Source organism: Companilactobacillus kedongensis (assembly GCF_003946625.1).
In the GTDB taxonomy this organism is placed as follows: domain Bacteria; phylum Bacillota; class Bacilli; order Lactobacillales; family Lactobacillaceae; genus Companilactobacillus; species Companilactobacillus kedongensis.
The window spans coordinates 31,463-49,716 of the sequence record NZ_RHOR01000009.1 but is presented as its reverse complement, the minus strand read 5'-3'; the positions used below and the strand labels follow the sequence as shown (position 1 = coordinate 49,716).

General features: G+C 35.8%; 16 protein-coding genes. 4 read left to right on the top strand and 12 right to left on the bottom strand.

Annotation, left to right across the window (positions count from 1 at the left end):
* Position 1: 1 nt before the first annotated feature.
* From yfmF to EKM60_RS06680, 5 genes are all read right to left on the bottom strand, one after another.
* Positions 2–1,279: an EF-P 5-aminopentanol modification-associated protein YfmF gene (gene yfmF / locus EKM60_RS06700; RefSeq protein WP_125713742.1), complete on the bottom strand. Its 1,278-nt coding sequence runs from the start codon at positions 1,277–1,279 to the stop codon at positions 2–4.
* Positions 1,276–3,672 carry a DNA translocase FtsK gene (locus tag EKM60_RS06695; RefSeq protein WP_125713740.1) on the bottom strand — a complete coding sequence of 799 codons (2,397 nt, stop codon included), beginning with the start codon at positions 3,670–3,672 and terminating at the stop codon, positions 1,276–1,278. Before EKM60_RS06695 ends, yfmF begins: the two co-directional genes overlap by 4 nt.
* A 130-nt stretch (positions 3,673–3,802) precedes the next feature.
* Entirely contained in the window at positions 3,803–4,228 is a 426-nt protein-coding gene (locus EKM60_RS06690; RefSeq protein ID WP_125713738.1) for a DUF1149 family protein, read from the bottom strand.
* A gap of 13 nt (positions 4,229–4,241) precedes the next feature.
* Positions 4,242–4,751: a tRNA (uridine(34)/cytosine(34)/5-carboxymethylaminomethyluridine(34)-2'-O)-methyltransferase TrmL gene (gene trmL, locus EKM60_RS06685; protein WP_125713737.1), complete on the bottom strand. Its 510-nt coding sequence runs from the start codon at positions 4,749–4,751 to the stop codon at positions 4,242–4,244.
* Positions 4,752–4,943: 192 nt separating this feature from the next.
* The gene (locus tag EKM60_RS06680; protein WP_225427017.1) at positions 4,944–6,086 is read right to left on the bottom strand and encodes an AI-2E family transporter; all 1,143 of its coding nucleotides are present in this window, start codon (positions 6,084–6,086) and stop codon (positions 4,944–4,946) included.
* A gap of 130 nt (positions 6,087–6,216) precedes the next feature.
* Between EKM60_RS06680 and EKM60_RS06675 the strand changes: the two genes are divergently transcribed.
* From EKM60_RS06675 to EKM60_RS06665, 3 genes are read left to right on the top strand one after another with little or no spacing between them, the layout of a single operon-like run.
* Positions 6,217–7,230, top strand: coding sequence for a lactonase family protein (locus EKM60_RS06675; protein WP_125713733.1), 1,014 nt, complete (start codon positions 6,217–6,219; stop codon positions 7,228–7,230).
* 30 nt (positions 7,231–7,260) lie between these two features.
* Positions 7,261–8,100, top strand: a complete 840-nt coding sequence (locus EKM60_RS06670; protein ID WP_125713731.1) for an undecaprenyl-diphosphate phosphatase — start codon at positions 7,261–7,263, stop codon at positions 8,098–8,100.
* A gap of 53 nt (positions 8,101–8,153) precedes the next feature.
* On the top strand, positions 8,154–8,792 hold the full coding sequence (locus tag EKM60_RS06665) for a copper homeostasis protein CutC (protein ID WP_125713823.1): 639 nt from the start codon (positions 8,154–8,156) through the stop codon (positions 8,790–8,792).
* 54 nt (positions 8,793–8,846) lie between these two features.
* On the opposite strand, the gene mgtE is transcribed toward EKM60_RS06665, so the two are convergent.
* From mgtE to EKM60_RS06645, 4 genes are read right to left on the bottom strand one after another with little or no spacing between them, the layout of a single operon-like run.
* Positions 8,847–10,220, bottom strand: coding sequence for a magnesium transporter (mgtE, locus tag EKM60_RS06660; RefSeq protein WP_125713729.1), 1,374 nt, complete (start codon positions 10,218–10,220; stop codon positions 8,847–8,849).
* Between the two features lie 5 nt (positions 10,221–10,225).
* On the bottom strand, positions 10,226–11,131 hold the full coding sequence (locus EKM60_RS06655; RefSeq protein ID WP_125713727.1) for an RluA family pseudouridine synthase: 906 nt from the start codon (positions 11,129–11,131) through the stop codon (positions 10,226–10,228).
* Positions 11,121–11,930, bottom strand: coding sequence for an NAD kinase (locus tag EKM60_RS06650; protein WP_125713725.1), 810 nt, complete (start codon positions 11,928–11,930; stop codon positions 11,121–11,123). Before EKM60_RS06650 ends, EKM60_RS06655 begins: the two co-directional genes overlap by 11 nt.
* Positions 11,930–12,583, bottom strand: a complete 654-nt coding sequence (locus EKM60_RS06645) for a GTP pyrophosphokinase (protein ID WP_125713723.1) — start codon at positions 12,581–12,583, stop codon at positions 11,930–11,932. Before EKM60_RS06645 ends, EKM60_RS06650 begins: the two co-directional genes overlap by 1 nt.
* 143 nt (positions 12,584–12,726) lie before the next feature.
* Here EKM60_RS06645 and EKM60_RS06640 point away from each other — a divergent pair, with 143 nt between their 5' ends.
* On the top strand, positions 12,727–13,380 hold the full coding sequence (locus EKM60_RS06640) for a DsbA family protein (protein ID WP_125713721.1): 654 nt from the start codon (positions 12,727–12,729) through the stop codon (positions 13,378–13,380).
* A 7-nt stretch (positions 13,381–13,387) separates the two neighbouring features.
* Here the strand turns inward: EKM60_RS06640 and EKM60_RS06635 are convergent, their stop codons facing one another.
* The 3 genes from EKM60_RS06635 to EKM60_RS06625 form a co-directional block, all read right to left on the bottom strand.
* A complete protein-coding gene (locus EKM60_RS06635) occupies positions 13,388–14,239 on the bottom strand; it encodes a competence protein CoiA family protein (protein WP_164508346.1) in 852 nt (283 codons plus the stop codon).
* 580 nt (positions 14,240–14,819) lie between these two features.
* Positions 14,820–15,473, bottom strand: coding sequence for an adaptor protein MecA (locus tag EKM60_RS06630; protein ID WP_125713821.1), 654 nt, complete (start codon positions 15,471–15,473; stop codon positions 14,820–14,822).
* Positions 15,474–15,543: 70 nt separating this feature from the next.
* Positions 15,544–18,099, bottom strand: coding sequence for a BspA family leucine-rich repeat surface protein (locus EKM60_RS06625; protein WP_125713717.1), 2,556 nt, complete (start codon positions 18,097–18,099; stop codon positions 15,544–15,546).
* Positions 18,100–18,254: the final 155 nt, after the last annotated feature.

The following is an 18,254-nucleotide window of genomic DNA, read 5'->3' as shown; positions in this document are numbered from 1 at the left end:
TCTAATCTCCAATCAATCTGTACTGAGCAATATCGTGAATTCCCTGGGCAACCTTAATAATATGATCCTTATTTAATTTATCCAACTCTTCTTGATAACGGTCGTCATTTAATAATGATTTAGGATAAATATTTTCCCAAATATTATGCATTATATAATACTGAATTGAGTCTGAACTTATCTTACGACGTGTTGAAAGGACCTTCTTAGCATGCTCGATCTGTGAGTCATTAAATTGCCCTTTTTGAACAAAGTCAATCTGTTTTTCAATCAATTCCATAGCTTGATCAACTGTTTTAGCGTCAAGTCCAGCTTGAATCGTCAGCAAATGACTTAATGGATGATATGAACTAGAAACCGAATAGGCCAAACTGTTCTTCTCACGCACCTGCAAGAACAATTGTGACTGATCATCCCCACCTAAAATCAGATTCATGGCTTGCGGTGCCAAATGACTTGAATCTGGATCTGTTTTCTCGGTCACATAGGCTAGAGCCAAACGGCTTTGATTAAGGTGCTTGTGTTCTTCTTCATTAAGCGGATGGTCGACTAAATTATCAAAACTGTCAAAAGTAATCTTACTATCATGACGTGCTTCCTTTAAGAATGCTGCCATAACACTACTATCCAAGGCTTTGGCAAATTCATTCTCATCTACATCACCGACAACATTTATGATCACAGTATCTTCTTTGATAACTTTTTGATAATGATCGTAGAGATCTTGATTAGTTAACTTATTAAGATGAACCATATCTCCAAAAATAGGAACTTGCTTGTCAGGATTATCGTGATGGATCAAGCTTGAAAGTTTCAGCATACTGACAAGATCTTGGTTATCGTCAACCGATGCCAAATTCGACATTAAGTTACGCTTTTCAGTTTCAAAAGAATCATCAGAAAATTCGTGATCATTCTTCAAATTTGGATCAAAGATGATTCTGCTTAACAGATCAATATTCTCTTTTAATAGATCATCACTATTCAATAGAAATTTAGGATCAGCAAATTCAATACTAAAAGCCAAATCATTGAGATTCATCAAACTTCTGGTATAAACATTTATCTCCGAACCGTATAGATCCATCTCACGATCATTTAACGTTCTAAAGCTAGGATAACGCTTAGTCGAATTTGACAAAACATTTGCCAACAAACGTCTAGTTGTCGTCTCTTCTTTATCTAATGGACGTAAAAAATCGATTTGAACTTTGATAGTTCTGAATTTTTTTATAGGATCAATATTTAAAACTACATTTTTAGCAATTTCTTGTTTCACTTTTTCACCTGATTCTTCTTAATTGCGTCTAATTGTTCTGGCGTTAATAAAACTTTTCTAGGCTTACTACCTTCTGATGGTCCAACAATACCCTTTTCTTCCATTTGGTCAACCATACGTGCGGCACGGTTATAGCCTATTTGGAATCTTCGTTGCAACATTGAAACACTGGCCGATTGTTGTTTAACGATCAAATCAACCGCATCATCCCAATGTTCATCATTTGGAGTGTCGCTGTCTTCACCCTTTTCTTCTATATCTGTTGGGATCATATCTTCATCGTATTCCGCTGATTGTTGTTCACTAACAAACTTAACAACATTTTCAACTTCTGACTCCGAAATATATGCTCCTTGAATACGAACTGGCTTACTCTTACCGATTGGTTGAAATAGCATATCTCCTCGTCCCAGCAATTTTTCAGCCCCAACGGAATCCAAGATAGTTCTTGAATCAACACCACTGGAAACAGCAAATGCCATTCTAGACGGAATATTTGCTTTAATCAAACCGGTAATAACATCAACAGACGGACGCTGTGTAGCAATAATGATGTGCAATCCTGCAGCACGAGCCATTTGAGCCAAACGAACAATCGCAGCTTCAACCTCGTGTCCAGCTACCATCATCAAATCTGATAACTCATCAACGATAACAACGATGAATGGAAGTCGTTCCATTTGTTTATCTTTATCAGCGGTTTTATTAAATTTGTCGACATCATCGTTGTATTCACCAATATTACGATGGTTCGTATCAGCAAATAATTTGTAACGACGTTCCATCTCTTTAACAGCCTTCTGTAAAGCCCCAGCTGCCCTTCTAGCATCAGTTACAACGGGTATCAATAGATGCGGTATACCGTTATAGATATTCAATTCAACCATCTTAGGATCAATCAAAATCAGTTTGACCTCATTGGGTTTAGCCTTCATCAAAATACCAGTGATAATAGTATTTATGGCAACGGATTTACCACTACCTGTTGAACCAGCTATCAATAAATGGGGCATTTTTGTGATGTTAGCTTCAATAATGTTACCTGAAACATCTTTACCAAGCGGCACGATCAAAGGATGCGTCTTATCTTTTTGATTCTCAGTAATATCTCTAAAAGAAACTGTTGAAATAGCTTGGTTAGGAACTTCAATACCAACAAATGACTTACCAGGGATCGGTGCTTCAATTCTGATATCCTTGGCTGCTAAAGCTAAAGCCAAATCATCAGATAAATTAACGATTTTACTTACTTTAACACCGACAGCTGGCTGAACTTCATACTTAGTAATTGTGGGACCTAAACTAGCTTTTTTTACTTCAACATTGACACCAAAACTTTTGAAAGTCTGTTTCAATTTATCCTTATTCTCATCGATCAAGCGAACTTCGCCACTCTGATCAACTTGCGGAATCTGCTTTAATAAATCAGAACTTGGTAATTTATAATCATCATTCTCAACTGCCTTAGCACTGACTGGAGTTGGTAGATCCTTTTCATCTCCTACTGTATGAGGAGTAGTAACTACTTGTTCCTGGTCAACTGAAGATTTCTGTACAGGCTCCTGTGTTGAAGTTTGACTTGGAACATCAATATGAAATTCCGGTTCTGGGTCTGCCTTTTTAGCTTTGGCAAAGCTGTTTACATCTTGGAACTTATCGTCATCACGTTCTATCGGACGCTCTTTTTTCGGCTCTGGTTTAGGTCTATTGTTTCGTTTATCAACATAATTATCATAGCCACCTGACAGAGCTTCCTTAGCGCCGACGATTCCATGTTTAAAGTGCAACAGAATATTTGTAAAAACAATCCCGACTTGCTTCATTGTGACATTGAACAACATTAGGATACCAATAAAAATCATTAAGAAAATAATGAAATATGTCCCCAACGTAGAGAACAACGGCATACATAGACTAAATAGATACGAGCCGATCATACCGCCACCAACTGATTCAGAAACTGAAAATTTAGCCATATCAGCCGATAAAATATTCCAAGTTATCATATTGTAATTGTGATACAAAGCTAATTTCGAAAACAGAATTGCATGCAAAATTAACAGTACCCCTAAGTAGGTGAAAAACAGGCCAAAATTTCTCTTGGGTGTCATCATTGGGATCCTGCCTGTTGCAATAATGAATACTGCAATAAAGATACTGATGATCAATAGAGCTGGATAACTGTCACCGACAAAAATTCGATAAACATTATCGAAAAACTTACCGACCATCCCAAATTTAAATAGTCCTAAGAATGACAATACGATCCAAAATAAACTAAGGATCGACTTTGCCAAACGACCATTATTGTTTTTTTTGGTCTTAGCAGTTCTAGTTGATTTTGTTTTTGTTGTTGTCTTTCTAGGCGTTGTTTTTGCCTTTCTTCTTGCCATAAAAACCTCACTAATTCTCGATTACTCACTAAAAATTATACATTATTTCCAATACAAAAATCTCTTTTGTGTAAAAAAATAAGTTTGGGTTTATTCATCCCAAACTCAAGCAACACTGTTTATCTTTATTTTATTTTTCTTCTGTCTCTTTATCAGGTTTTACTCCCGAGTTAGCTGTAAAGTTCAATGAAATACCTTGATTCAAAGCTACTGCTGTAACTTGATATGTCAATGTTTCAATGTACTCTACGACCGGACGTGAAACTTGTTCGACTTCTTTTGGTTTCAAATCTTCAGGATTATCATGGAAGTCTGTTAATTGAACCACTTGTCCGATCAAACCGGATACTTTAAAAGGTGCACCCTCTGGATGAACTTCAAAGGGAATGATAATTTGAAAAATTTTTCCCTTACTTTCGTCCATTGGTTTCCCCTGCTCATCTTTTAAATCAGGATGTTCAATTGAGATATGTAAATCCTGCTTAGCGTCAGCCGATGGTGACTCAACGTCATAATGGAATGCGTTTACTGTTACAGGACCCTTTAATGTTTTCATGTTCAATACCCCTTTAGTCTAATTTATCGTGTTCGTAATGATGAGATAATTCCAAACCAGCAAAGTTTTGTTGGCGTACTGCCTCATAAATTACTAAAGCACAGCTATTAGACAAATTCAATGCTCGAATGTTATCGCTCATTGGTATTCTTAAACATTTCTCAGGATTTCTACGCATAAAGTCTTCAGGTAAACCTGTTGTTTCCTTACCAAATAAGAAGTAATGGTCTACTGAAGTATCACTGAAATCCTTATCTGAATAAACCGTATCAGAGAATTTGGTGATCAAATACAGATATTGGTCATCAGGGATCGATTCGATAAAATCATCCAAAGTATCATGGTAAGTAATATCGACTTTGTCCCAGTAATCCAATCCAGCACGCTTCATATGGGCGTCATCAGTACTAAAACCTAGTGGACGGATCAAATGCAATTTAGTATTTGTTCCGGCACAAGTTCTAGCAATGTTTCCAGTATTAGCTGGCATAAGTGGTTGATACAATACAATATGATTAGTCATTTTTTGCTCCTTTTGAATTAAAAAAACGCATACCCTCGGTGACACTCACGGCAAGGACATGCGTTAGTTAAACCCGTCAAATTTACTTGCTTTTGTCAAAACGACTTCTGAGAAAAACAAATAACCACAAAGTTTATAAACAGTATAGACGATAAATTTGGACTATACAATATAAATTTGAATAAATAATGATTATTTTTTGACAATTTTGTCATTTTTCGGTTCATCAAGCTCTTTTATATCCTGCTCATCATACCAAGTCGAATTACGTTTAAACCAATTAAAGATTCTCGTACAGATAATTTTTAGGATGGCAAAGATTGGAATACCAGCAATCATTCCGATCAGTCCAAACATCCCTGCAGCGACCAATAACACTAGAATAGTGGTAACCGGGTGCATCTGCATCTTATTTCCCACGATGATCGGCGAAATAACACGTGTCTCAATTGTCTGTTCAACAATAAAGACGATCAACACCTTAATTACCATTGATGGTGAAACGAAAGCCGCGATAACAAGTGAAGGTATCAACGCCAAAGTTGAACCAACATATGGGATCAGGTTCAAAATACCGGCAGCGATCCCCAAGACCAACGCATAACGTTGACCAATAATTAAATAGCCGACAAAGAACATTACCGCTACCCAAAAGGCAACTGTCAGCTGACCTGTTATATAAGAACTAAGTGACTGACTCATTTCCGTCAGCATATCAGTAGCCGAACGACGCAATCTCGTTGGTACAAATCTAACAATTGAACTTTTGAATTTTTTATCATCCTTCAACATGAAGAACAGGATAAACGGTGCCGTAAGTAAAATCACAATTACATTTGTTACAACACTCAAAGCTGAACCAATATTATTGAACGTTTGTGGCAAAATATGATCGATCGACCTTTCAAAGTTAGAACTAAACTTGGCATTAGCATCAGCCAGTCGATTCTTGAAGACATGTAACTTAGGATCTTTAAAAAGATCTTGCAATGATTTATTCAAAGAATCCCAATACTGTGGCCAGTTCTTCAACAAAGAATTAATTTGATTTTGGACAAATGGAATCAACGACATAACTCCCCAAACTAACAACGCCGCTATGATAATAAAGACAAAAGCGATTGAGATCACCCTTTTAATATGGAACCTCGTCTCTAAAACATTTATCAGTGGATTAATCAAATAATATAAGATCAAAGCCAGAATAACTGGCGGCATAGTGATACCTAAAATTTGATTGATCGGTGTGAAAACAAATTTTATCTTTGAAAATAAGAAAACTATCAAGAAGATCAAAAAGACATTCAATAAGACGACCGTTAATTGGTTATTCAAAAACCATCGATAAAATAAACTTTTTTCTTTCTTCGGAGATTCTTTCATATACTCACCCGCGTACTTTTCTATAATAATTGGTTTACGCCATTTATAATGTATACTATACAATGTTTGGAGGTAATTATAAATGTTAGAAAAGGTGCTACTTAGTGGCTACACCAACCGAGGAAAGGGAATTTATCAAGCCGAGCTTGACACAGATTCCAAAACTCTCTCAGAACCAACACCACTGATCAACTTGGATGGCCCAACTTATGTCGATGTTACGAACGATTTAAAATTGATCACAATGGTTAAAAAAGATGGTCGGGGCGGTATCGCAGTCTACGATATTAATTCCGACCCTAAATTATTAGGCGAAGACATTTCAGAAAAGGCTTCACCATCTTACGTAAAATTTGATGCTAGTCGCAACTTGATCTTCAGTTCTTACTTTCATTTGAGCAAAGTAAAGATTGACCACTTGTCAACTGATGGAGAGATCGAACATTATTCAACATTAACATTTGAAGGTTCTGGTCCTAGACCTGAACAAGATCAATCAAAACCACATTTCAGCGCTTTAACACCTGATGGTAAATTAATTATCTGTGATTATGGAGCTGACCGTATATACATTTACAGTTTGGATGATCCTAAAAATCCTCAATTGTTAAATGAATACATCGTTCCTAGTGGCTATGCACCTAGACACCTTGTCTTCCACCCAACTGAATCTTACCTATATGTAGCTTGCGAATTATCATCTAAAGTTTTGGTCTTAGAATATAGTCCCGAAGATTCACGATTAACTTTAGTTGATGAAGTAGATGCAGCTAAAGATGAGCAAAAAAATACAACTGCTGCCATTAGGATCAGTAATGATGGTAAATTTCTCTACACTTCAACTAGAGGAGCGAATGTGATTACTGTCTTCACAGTCGATCCTGACGGTTCACGCCTAAAGAAAATCGATACGATCAAAACTAAAGGCAAAGGACCTAGAGATTTTGATCTCGATCCTTCACAAAATTTTGTCATTGCAGCTAATCAAGACAGTGACAATTTGACGCTTTACAAGCGAAATTCCAAAAAAGGAATTTTAACAATTATTGCAGATGATATTGCTATTCCTGAGTGTGTATGTGTACACTTTATCTAGTTTTAATTAATTTTAGGAGAAAATTTTATAATGTTCATTGAAATAATAAAAACTATTATTCTGGGTATTATTGAAGGTTTTACTGAATTTCTACCTATCAGTTCAACTGGACATCTTTACCTAGCCAATGATTTCGTTAAACTAAATGAGACCTCTGCTTTTATCCACATGTTCATGGTTGTTATCCAGTTCGGTGCGATTTTGGCAGTTATCTTGATTTACTTTCACAAGCTCAATCCTTTCTCACCCAAGAAATCCAGTCACGAAAAGAAATTAACTTGGAATATCTGGTTCAAGGTTCTTGTTGCTATTATTCCTTCAGTCGTTATCGGATTTCCATTGAATGATTGGATGGATGCCAATCTAACAAGCTGGCAAGTAATTGCAGCCACACTTTTGATTTATGGTATCTTATTCATCGTTGTTGAGAATTACTTTAAAAATAAACGTCCTAGAGTAACTGACCTTGATAATCTTTCATATAAGACAGCCTTTGGGATTGGACTTTTCCAAGTGTTATCACTTGTTCCCGGGACATCACGTTCTGGTGCTACGATCCTTGGTGGTATCTCGATAGGTACTTCAAGATTTGTAGCAACTGAATTCTCATTCTTCTTGGCAATTCCAACCATGTTTGGTGCTAGTCTCTTGAAGATCCTCAAATATTTCAAGAATGGACACACATTTACATCAAGCCAAGCAGTTATTTTACTTATTGGTACTCTTGTATCATTTATCGTAGCTTATGGATCAATCAAGTTCTTGTTAAATTATATTAAACGTAATGACTTCAAGGCCTTTGGTTGGTATAGAATCATCTTAGCTGTTATTGTTATCTTATACTTTGGACTCATGAAAGCTTACATTTAGAACGCCGGTGGGCGTTTTTTTTATGACAAAATTTAACGAAAGAAGTGATTATTATCTTTAAAGAAATCGCTGTTGAAAACTTTACCAATATTCCTCAAGCCGTTTTAGCTGGTGCTAATCGAATTGAGTTAAATGACAATCTATCCGCTGGTGGAACTACACCAAGTTTGGGAGTTCTTCAAGAAAGTGCTAAATACCTTCAAGAGAAATCCATCCCACTAGTTGAAATGATTCGTCCTCGTGGGGGAAACTTCGTCTATAACGATTTAGAAATCAAAATGATGGAGGCCGATTTGTTTGAAGCACAAAAATTAGGTGTCGATGCTGTCACCTTTGGTGCCTTAACACCTACTGGTGAACTTGATGAAGATGCTATGGAACAATTAATTGCTGCCAGTGCTGGTATGCAAATCGTTTTCCATATGGCTTTTGATGATATATCAGATGATAAACAGAAAGAAACTATTGATTGGTTAGTTGATCATGACGTCGATCGTATCCTGACACATGGTGGACCATTTGAAATTCCCATAACTGACAATTTAGATAATCTTAAAAAATTGATTAATTATGCTGCTGATCGTATTACAATTTTGCCTGGTGGCGGCGTTACGTACGAAAATTGTGATGAAATTGCCAAGACTTTGGGTGTTAAAGAATTACATGGTACACGCTTGATTGATTTAGCATAATCGGGTTCCAAAAAAGAGGTATCTGCATAATATGCAGATACCTCTTTTTTTGGTTCAAGCTCCGACAAACGATTGTAGGAACATTCCAGCAATACTGAAATAAATCAAAACACTGGTCAAATCACTTAAAGTAGAAATGAATGGTCCGCTGGCAACGGCGGGATCAAACCCAAAGCTGGACATCAGCATTGGAATCAAGCTACCTGCTAAGTTAGCCACCGTTATAGCGGCACACATTGCCAATCCTATAACCATTCCCAAAATAAAATTATGTTTCCAGAATCCCACTAACAACAGTACAGATGCACCCGTTACAACGCCAGTAATAAAACCAGTCAGCAACTCTTTACCTACCAGTTTAAAGAATTCACTACGATCTATTTCTTCAACTGCTAATCGTCTGACGGCGACAGCCAAACTTTGAGTACCCGCATTACCGGCTGTACCAGTAATAGTTGAGATAAAGACAGCTAAAATACTTGCTTCCGCTAATAAACTCTCATAGTGGTTAATTAACGTTGCAGTGATCATACTGAGCAGCAGCAACGTAATAAGCCATGGCAGACGTTTCGAGGCAGCCTTTAGAGGATTATCTTGTACTGTCTCATCAACGCTCACACCGGCAAGTCCTGAATAGTCTTGCAAGGACTCGTCATCAATAACTTCAATAACATCATCAACTGTGACAATACCGACCATTTGGTTAGAATGATCCACAACTGGAACGGCCAAGAATTCATAATCTCTAAAAACTTTGGCAACCTCTGCTTGATCAGCATCAACATTTACTGTAATAATATCTGAATTCATATTATCTTTTAAAATTGCGTTATCATCTAGTACGATCAAATCACGTAATGACATGACACCAACTAAATCATCATGATTATCCAAAACATATAGGTAATAAATCGTTTCGGCAGTTTCCGCAAATCTTTTCAAATTGCTGATAGCTTCCTTTGCGGTCTCTTCTTCATGAAATATTACATAGTCGGTAGTCATGATACCACCAGCGGTTTCAGTGTCATAATGTAATAATCCACGTAAATTATTAGCATCCGCTCGAGGCATTTGTCCTAAGAATCGATCAATCTCTACCTTATCCAAATGCTCTAAAATATCGGCGGCATTATCATCATACATATCGTTCAACATCTGTGAAGCATATGTTAGATTCATTTCGTTTAAATATTCAGGGATCTCAGGCAGATCATCTTCGAGGGTATCGAACATATCCCCCATTTCATCTGGCTCTAAAATCGTATAAATACTTAGTCTTTCGTCTTTATTTAAGGTTAGGTAGAAAGTACTCTGGTCATAAAAATGCATATCCAAATAGGTTTTTCGAAATCGTTTTTTATCACCCTTATCTAGATATTTCTTCAACTGGATAAATTTTTCCTGCAGTTTTTTTTCATTTTCATCCATTGTTTTCACCCCTTTAACGCACCCCTTAACAATACCATATCTTGGGGAATTGGTGCCGTTAATTTTAACAGCTTTTTAGTTACTGGATGTAGTATTTGAAGCTGATAACAGTGCAGTGCTTGGCGATTTATCCGTGGATTCTTTTTCAGGCTATACATCTCATCCCCAATGATCGGGTGTCCTATCGCAGATAGGTGCACTCTGATCTGATGTGTTCTGCCTGTTAATAATTTAAGCCTTAGCATACTGTCATTTTCATAATTTTCCACAGTTTGATAAAGTGTTCTTGACGGTTTGCCAAGTCGATGATCTATGGCACGCAAATAGAACGCCTTAGGATCTATTCCGATCGGCAAGTCAATTTCACCCTTAGACGGATCAACTTTTCCATAAACAATAGCCAAATAAAACTTCTGAAAATCATCCGAATGTAGTATTTGATCTAATAGTGAATGTGTAAATGAGTTTTTTGCGAATACCATCAACCCTGAAGTATCACGATCCAATCTAGTAACTAGATGAATCGAAGCATTTTCATGTTTTTCTTGCAAATAATACTTCACGATATTAGCAATTGTTTTACTAGAGCGAGCTTTTGCCGGTAAACTAGCTAACCCAGGTGGCTTATTGACCACTAATAAATATTCGTCCTCAAAAATAACATCCAATTTACCTGCCATAGGCTCGATAAGATCAGATGGTTCTTCATAATTTAGAACAATTAGCAGAGTATCCCCTGTTTGCATCTTAAAATCAAAGTGACGTTGTTTATGATTAACATAAATTTGGCCACCCTTATTTTTTAAATTATGCAATTGGCTAGACGAAAATTTGTGCTGAATCAAAAATTTACGCAGAATTTTCTTATCAGTCTCCTTGATTTGAAACTTTAAAAGACGATTATTCTTCATCTTGACCTAAGAACGCCGTTCCAACTCTAGTCCAGAAGTGGCGATGACGATACTGTGCAAATTGAGCTCTCTGACTATTCAAACGGATCGATATTCGCTTAACTTTCATCAGTTTAGTAGTAATACCATCACAACTAATAACATAATCATCTGCTACCTGTGGATAAAGATCGACTTGTTGATTGTGTGGAATAATGATCGGTGAAGAAATCGTCCGGTAAACTCGATTATTGATCGAAGCAATTTCTACCATTTGAAAAACACTTATCTTGGGATGAACTAATGCACCACCGATAGCTTTAGAATAAGCTGTTGAACCAGTTGGTGTGGCAAAACATAAGCCATCTCCACGGAAACTTTCAAAGAATTCACCGTCAATATCAATACTTGTTTTCATAGTCATAGAAGAAAGACGTCTGACAACTACTTCATTTATAGCAACTTCGTGTAAATAGCGTCCATCTTCACTTTCAACCTTAATGTCGATCAAAGGATAACTAGTTGATGGTATTTTATCCTTATAATCCTTGATTCTCTGAGTTAATTCAGGAATCTCTTGATCTGTCCAATCGGAATAAAAGCCTAAATGACCAGTGTGCAATGCCAAAAATTTAACTTTATCCAAATGATTTGAATAAGCATGAAAGGTACTTAAAAGGGTGCCATCCCCACCAACACTGATCACAAGGTCAGGACTGCGACGATATTCTTCTATTCCCAAATCTTTCAAGCTTGCCCGTATTTTATCCCCAGCAATAACTGACTGTTTCTTATTATTATTATTGACCCAAAATTTCATTAATTTTTATCCTTCGTAGAATTATTGATATCTCTTTTACTATCCGTAAAATATTGTTGGGCATCTTGAATTTCACCTCTGATTTTGGACATCTCTTCATCTAGCATGAAAGATGCTTCAGCGGCTCGTTTCAAACGTTCATTTATCTCTTCTGGAAAATCACCACGATACTTGTAATTCAGTGAATGTTCGATCGTTGACCAAAAGTTCATCGCTAAGGTTCTGATCTGAATTTCAGCGATAATATTTTTTTGACCCTTAGATGTCTGGATTGGATATTCGATCACAACGTGATACGAACGATAACCACTCGGTTTACTATTGGCAATATAATCACGTTCCTCGATCACTTGCATATCTTCTCTAGCATGCAAAAGTTTGGCAACATCATAAATGTCCTCTACAAACTGACACTGAATCCTGATACCGGCAATATCTTGCATATCTTGTTCCAAAAGATCCTCTGTAATATAACGCCGACGCATCTTTTCTTTGATACTGTCAACAGTTTTGACACGTCCTGTTACAAATTCAATTGGTGAATGTTCATTTTTCTCTAAAAATTCTTTTCGTAAGTTTCGAAACTTCAATTTAAGTTCGTCGACTGTTTGCGAATAGGGTATTAAAAACTCATTCCATTTAATTCTTGTCATATTAACCCACCTTACCACTCTAAATATATCGTAATTCAGACAAAGAATCACCTAAATAAGAAAATTGGTCCCTAGAGTTATTATTTTACCTTTTATAAGTTTGCTGTTATGATGACTATGCTAGAGAGATGGAGGGAAGCAAAATGTGGGAAGTATTCTTATATATTAATCCCTTGTGTTCGTATAGCTTGAAGGTCGAACAATCCATTATTGATTTTACAAGAAAACATGATATTGAAACTCAATACCACTTTGTTACCACGAATAATATGGAAACCATCAACGAATACATGCAATTAAAAGGATACCAACTTTGTGACCTACAGAACCGGTCAAAAGTTTCAAAAAATATTTCTGAGGCAGCAAGTCTGTATAAAGCTGCTTCCTGTCAGGGTAATAAAAAAGCTCGTAACTTCTTGATGAACTTGCAAGAGCAAGTAACAGTCTTAGATAATCCTTTTAATGATGAATCCGTTAAAGTTGCCATTAATAATAGTGGTCTTGATTACGAAGCTATAATGGAAGACAAAAAAAGCGAATGCGTTGAACAAGGTATTAAGCGCGATCAACAGTTAGCAATGGAAATGAACATTACCAAAGCACCAACGGTAGTTGTTTTTGATTTAAACAACGAAGATCGTCCTGGTGTCATGATCGATGATTTTGGAAGTAAGACTTCTGATGATATCATCAATAGTAATCTAACTGCGATGTTAGAAGCAGCTATACCTGAAGTAGCTGAACAGCCTACTATTAATAGCAGTACCGTAATCAGTTTAGATAAATTTATAAGATAGGAATCCGTTAGGATTCCTTTTTTTTGTGTAAAAATGGTTGATCTAAATATCTAGGGAGCTCCCCACAAAGAATTCTCCAATAGTGATTATTATAAATCGGCTTTTGATAATTGACTGATTTATTGACCAAAAAATCTTCAACCGTTTGGCCAGTCTGATTGAAGAACTTTTCTTTCAACTTATCCACTTTTACACCACGTAAATTGCGAATTCTTTGAATCTGATAGTGATCAACCTTAACCAGTGGATAACTTTTGAATTCAGATTTAAATTTGAACAGCTCCGCAATGTCATCTGTGCAAAAACTTTTTTTATTGTAAGTTATCTTATTGAACAGTCCCACAAATCTAACTTGATAGAACAAATGATAGATTTTCTTATCAGCATCCAACATTATCAAATAAAATCCCCAATTAAAATCATACGATAAGAATTTAAGATGCTTCTTTAGAAGCTTCTCGCTTAAATAATCTCCACCTAATATCCAAATATTTTTCACTTGCAACTCTTGATATCCGGCCACACGTTGCACTAGTTTTTGTGTATCAATAATCGCACACTGATACTCCAACACTAGATTTTCAGTTAACAAAATATCTGGCTTCTGCTTGATATCACTTAAAAACTGTTCTTCTTTAATATTGTCATAACCTAATTCTGTAAAGTTATCCACCAAGATATCTTTGCCCAATTTATGAATATCTCGCTCATTTATCTCATTGGATTTCTTTGTTAGATGTTGAAAATAAGCTGTGTCGTTCTTCTGAATCAGTTTAACTGGTTCCAGACATTTTGCACAGTGAAACTCTTCAATTGTTTGTACTTCAACTGCGTAAACTAACTCTTCATTTTTATTCAAAGCCGCATACATTAATATCACCTCAAAAGAAATTACGCAAAAAGGGCAAGACAAAGTCCTGCCCCCTAAGATGAAGTTGTGGTAGTCAACCTCTACCACAGATAATGAGTCTATCCTAATAAGCTCATTATCTGCGGAGAGGTTCCCTTCATCGCGACTCCTTCTCAAAATCTCTCATCGACAATTAACTAGATATTAAATCTTACACAAAAAAATCGTCCCTACATAGCCAGAATTTCTCTGCAATGTAGGGACGACCAACCGTGATACCACCCTAATTCATATTTTGCTCACACAAAATATCTCAACGACACAAACATGTCTGGGATGATATCGCATCCTTGCGTACCATTGGCTTGCACCTAGGTAAGACTCCAAGCTCATCTTCGATCAAGTTTTCATTCCGCCTTTGCACTAACCAGCGGTCACTATAAAACTACTAATTGATCTACTCTTCTCTTCAACGTCTAATAAGATTAAATAAATTTTAACTGCTTGATTGGTAATAAACTTACGCCTTACTTTAGTTATTGTCAAGTCTAACAAAAAACAGCATACCAATCAGATATGCTGTCCAAGTTTACTTACTAAAATAATATCTAGTTAATTCTAGCGCTGTTTTGCTCATTACTTCCTTGCCGTATTCTGATAATACAGCTGCCGTAACTTTAGTCTTGTTACTGTATTCGCTCATCAAGGCCATAACGTCGTTATAGGTCATATCGTGCATTTCATCTGTAAACAATACTAATTGTAGATAATATTTACCCTTGTATTCCCAAAGGTTTGAAACGCCACTTTCTAAATGCAATAAGTCAGTCAATTGAATGTAGTCTTCGAAATCATCGAATTCCACAATCAATGTCTTAGTAGGTGTATCAGGATCCTTCAGATAAGGTGAAGTGTCGCTGTCATATTCCTCAAAGCCTACACGGTCATCTGTTACATCATTACTGTCAGAGTCTGTGTCCTCATATAGTGATTCATCGGTATCATCAAGACTCTTGCTAATTATCAATTCCAGTCCTTGCTTGTTAGGCATGATTTGGAAAGTTACCGGTTCGTTGTTAGAGAAAACATGGTCCTTGTCAACTTCATCCAAAATACTGTAGAAAAATGATTCGATCTGTTTTTTGTTGCCCAAAAGGTCCAAAACAGTTACTCCACGATCTTGCAAATCCTGCGTACTAAGAATGACTTTGATCGTATTCTCATTAAGTCGATCCATTTCCATCATAGTCACCTCAATTCTGTATCTACATTCTAACAGTCTCAAAATTTATGTAAAGAAAAGAAACTCTACATTAAAGGCTATTTTGTAAGGTCCAGGTTAAGGTTCCAGAGTAATCTCCAGATTTGATCGTCGAACCATCAAAGTTCATTAAAAAACCATAGTTGCGATTCCAAGTTACAGTCGAATCATTCATTGGAAATGTTCGTGTTGCTAGTGTTGTATCATCGGTTCCAATTGTTTGATCAGACTTACCATAATCTCTAAAAATCAAAGCATTATTTATCACATCACCATCAGCATCTGTTAAAGGTTTTGAGATTTTTACTTTAATATCACTTTTGACAGATTGAGCTGGAAAGACATTATTTGTTACAGTTATGCCCCAATTGTCTTCTTGTCTATGAGCGACTACTTTATTTGATCCAACTTTATGGAAAGAAAGATCTGGGACATCCATCTTCATATCCATGTATGGTTGTTGTTGCCAAACATAAGTTGCGGTGGGGCCACCCATTTTAGAATACAAACTAGCTAAATCTTCATTAGAAACCAACTTACCTACAGGCTCATGAACTGTACCACCGTTGGCCTCATCAACCACTTGCCAGTGATCCGAAATACCACTATAGTCAGTATTCGTATCTACATCGGTGAAACCATTAGTTTTAGCAATAGGAAAAGCCATATCATCCGTAAAAAATGTCTTGGGTCCTAAGGAAATTTGCCATAACCCTGTACCATTAAGCATAGTTTTCATTGAAGTAACATTAGACATATCCCATTTAGATAAATTCAATTTACCTAACTGACTATCTGATTGAAACATAATATCCATATTTGTAACCTTAGATGTATTCCAATTAGACACATCCAGTTTATTCAACTTACCACAAGAATAAAAAGCACCGTTCATGGTATTTACATTTTCAGTGTTCCATTTAGATACATCTATGTTAGAGAGTTGATTATCACCGTTGAACATTGAACTTATATCTGTAACTTTATCTGTTTTAAAATTGGACACATCTAATTCAGTTAACCTATTATCCCCGGAAAACATTCCCCTCATGTTTGTCGCACTTTCAGTATTCCATTTGGATATATCTAAAGTAGTTAAACTTTTCATTTGACTAAACGCAGACGAAAAATCTGTCACAGAGCCAGTATCCCAGCCACTAATTGCGCTTAAATCTGTCAATGACGTATTAGAAAAAATATTACTCATAGTGGTAACTTTGCTAGTATCCCAATCAGATAAATTTAATCTAGACAAATCTGAAATAGAAGATGAACTAAATAGAAAGCTCATCATAGTTAATGATGGTGTTTTAAATTTTCCAATGACCCTGATTAAACTTTTAGTATTATAAAACATTTGTCTAATATCAGTTACCTTATCGGTCTGAAAATTCGATAGATCCAAAATCTTAAATCCAGTACCATTAAACATATAGGCCATATTAGTTACGTTTTTTGTATCAAAGTTTTCAATTCCCGAAAGATTATCATCATTCAAATTAGAATCGCCTGAAAACATACTAGACATATCTGTAACCTTACTTGTATTCCAATTGATCAAATTTAATCCATTTAATTTTATACAATTTGAGAAAATCATACTCATATTGGTTACATTTTCTGTATTCCAATTGTCAATATCGGATAAGTCAGTAAGTCTTGTATTATAAAATAATGAACTCATATCAGTGACATTGGATACATCCCAATCCGCTAGGCCATTTATATCCGTCAGAGAACTATCACCTGAAAATAAACCACTAATATTGGTGATCTTGGATTTATTCCATTTAGAAATATCTACGCTAGTCAACTTTGTCATACCACTCAACATATTGGCAACGGTCGTGACATTGGACATATCGAAATTTCCAATATCAGTAAAATCAGAAATATTGGTTCCATTAAGCATGTAGTTCATTGCAGTAACTTTACTAGTATTAAAGCTTGATAACCCAATTATATTTGCCTTACATCCGTTAAACATATAGTTCATAAGAGTCACATTACTAGTGTCGAAATGTGAAACATCCAATTCGGACTTTAATGAAGATATTGAAGCAAACATATAACGCATATCGGTAGCCTTACTTGTATCAAAATTTTCAATTCCGGTAATATTTTGAAGTTTTAGATCATAAAAGAAAAAATCACTAAAATTTGTAACATTACTTGTATTTAAATTAGAAACATCGATAGAAACAACATTTGAGAAATAAGAAAAAAGACTACCCGAATTTGAATTTGCTTCTACGCCTGGATCCACATAAATACTTGTAACAGAATTTTTATCCCAATTACCAGCTCCAGCACCTAAAACACCAGCATGAATCGTCAGCAATCCCGTATCATCAATATCCCAATTACAACTACCAAAAGTACCACTTTTGACAATTGAAGTTACTGCAACGGCTGAAGTTACCGGACTCGAAGTTGCGGATTCTGTCTTAGTTTGATCTGGCTGATTGACGACTAGAGAATCATTTTGATTAATCACATCCTGCATAGTACCCGCCTGCACAGATGTACCAACAAAGAAAAAGGCAAACACAAATAAACTGCCTAAAATAACCTGAACTATTGGCTTGTGCGCTTTCCTTGTTTTCATAATCTCCTCCAAAAAACAATTGATTAAATCTTATATATCCATAATATATAGGTATTTATAAAAGCGCTCGTCAAAATTCAAAAAATGAAATTGCCAAAAATGAGATATACCAACATCAAAGACTCATCCGTCAATTATCTTTTGTGACAAACAAA

Excerpts from the sequence above, each read along its gene's own strand:
- EKM60_RS06695 (WP_125713740.1), bottom strand. The coding sequence starts at position 3,672 with ATGGCAAGAAGAAAGGCAAAAACAACGCCTAGAAAGACAACAACAAAA.
- EKM60_RS06690 (WP_125713738.1), bottom strand. The coding sequence starts at position 4,228 with ATGAAAACATTAAAGGGTCCTGTAACAGTAAACGCATTCCATTATGAC.
- trmL (WP_125713737.1), bottom strand. The coding sequence starts at position 4,751 with ATGACTAATCATATTGTATTGTATCAACCACTTATGCCAGCTAATACT.
- EKM60_RS06675 (WP_125713733.1), top strand. The coding sequence starts at position 6,217 with ATGTTAGAAAAGGTGCTACTTAGTGGCTACACCAACCGAGGAAAGGGA.
- EKM60_RS06670 (WP_125713731.1), top strand. The coding sequence starts at position 7,261 with ATGTTCATTGAAATAATAAAAACTATTATTCTGGGTATTATTGAAGGT.
- mgtE (WP_125713729.1), bottom strand. The coding sequence starts at position 10,220 with ATGGATGAAAATGAAAAAAAACTGCAGGAAAAATTTATCCAGTTGAAG.
- EKM60_RS06655 (WP_125713727.1), bottom strand. The coding sequence starts at position 11,131 with ATGAAGAATAATCGTCTTTTAAAGTTTCAAATCAAGGAGACTGATAAG.
- EKM60_RS06650 (WP_125713725.1), bottom strand. The coding sequence starts at position 11,930 with ATGAAATTTTGGGTCAATAATAATAATAAGAAACAGTCAGTTATTGCT.
- EKM60_RS06645 (WP_125713723.1), bottom strand. The coding sequence starts at position 12,583 with ATGACAAGAATTAAATGGAATGAGTTTTTAATACCCTATTCGCAAACA.
- EKM60_RS06640 (WP_125713721.1), top strand. The coding sequence starts at position 12,727 with ATGTGGGAAGTATTCTTATATATTAATCCCTTGTGTTCGTATAGCTTG.
- EKM60_RS06630 (WP_125713821.1), bottom strand. The coding sequence starts at position 15,473 with ATGGAAATGGATCGACTTAATGAGAATACGATCAAAGTCATTCTTAGT.
- EKM60_RS06625 (WP_125713717.1), bottom strand. The coding sequence starts at position 18,099 with ATGAAAACAAGGAAAGCGCACAAGCCAATAGTTCAGGTTATTTTAGGC.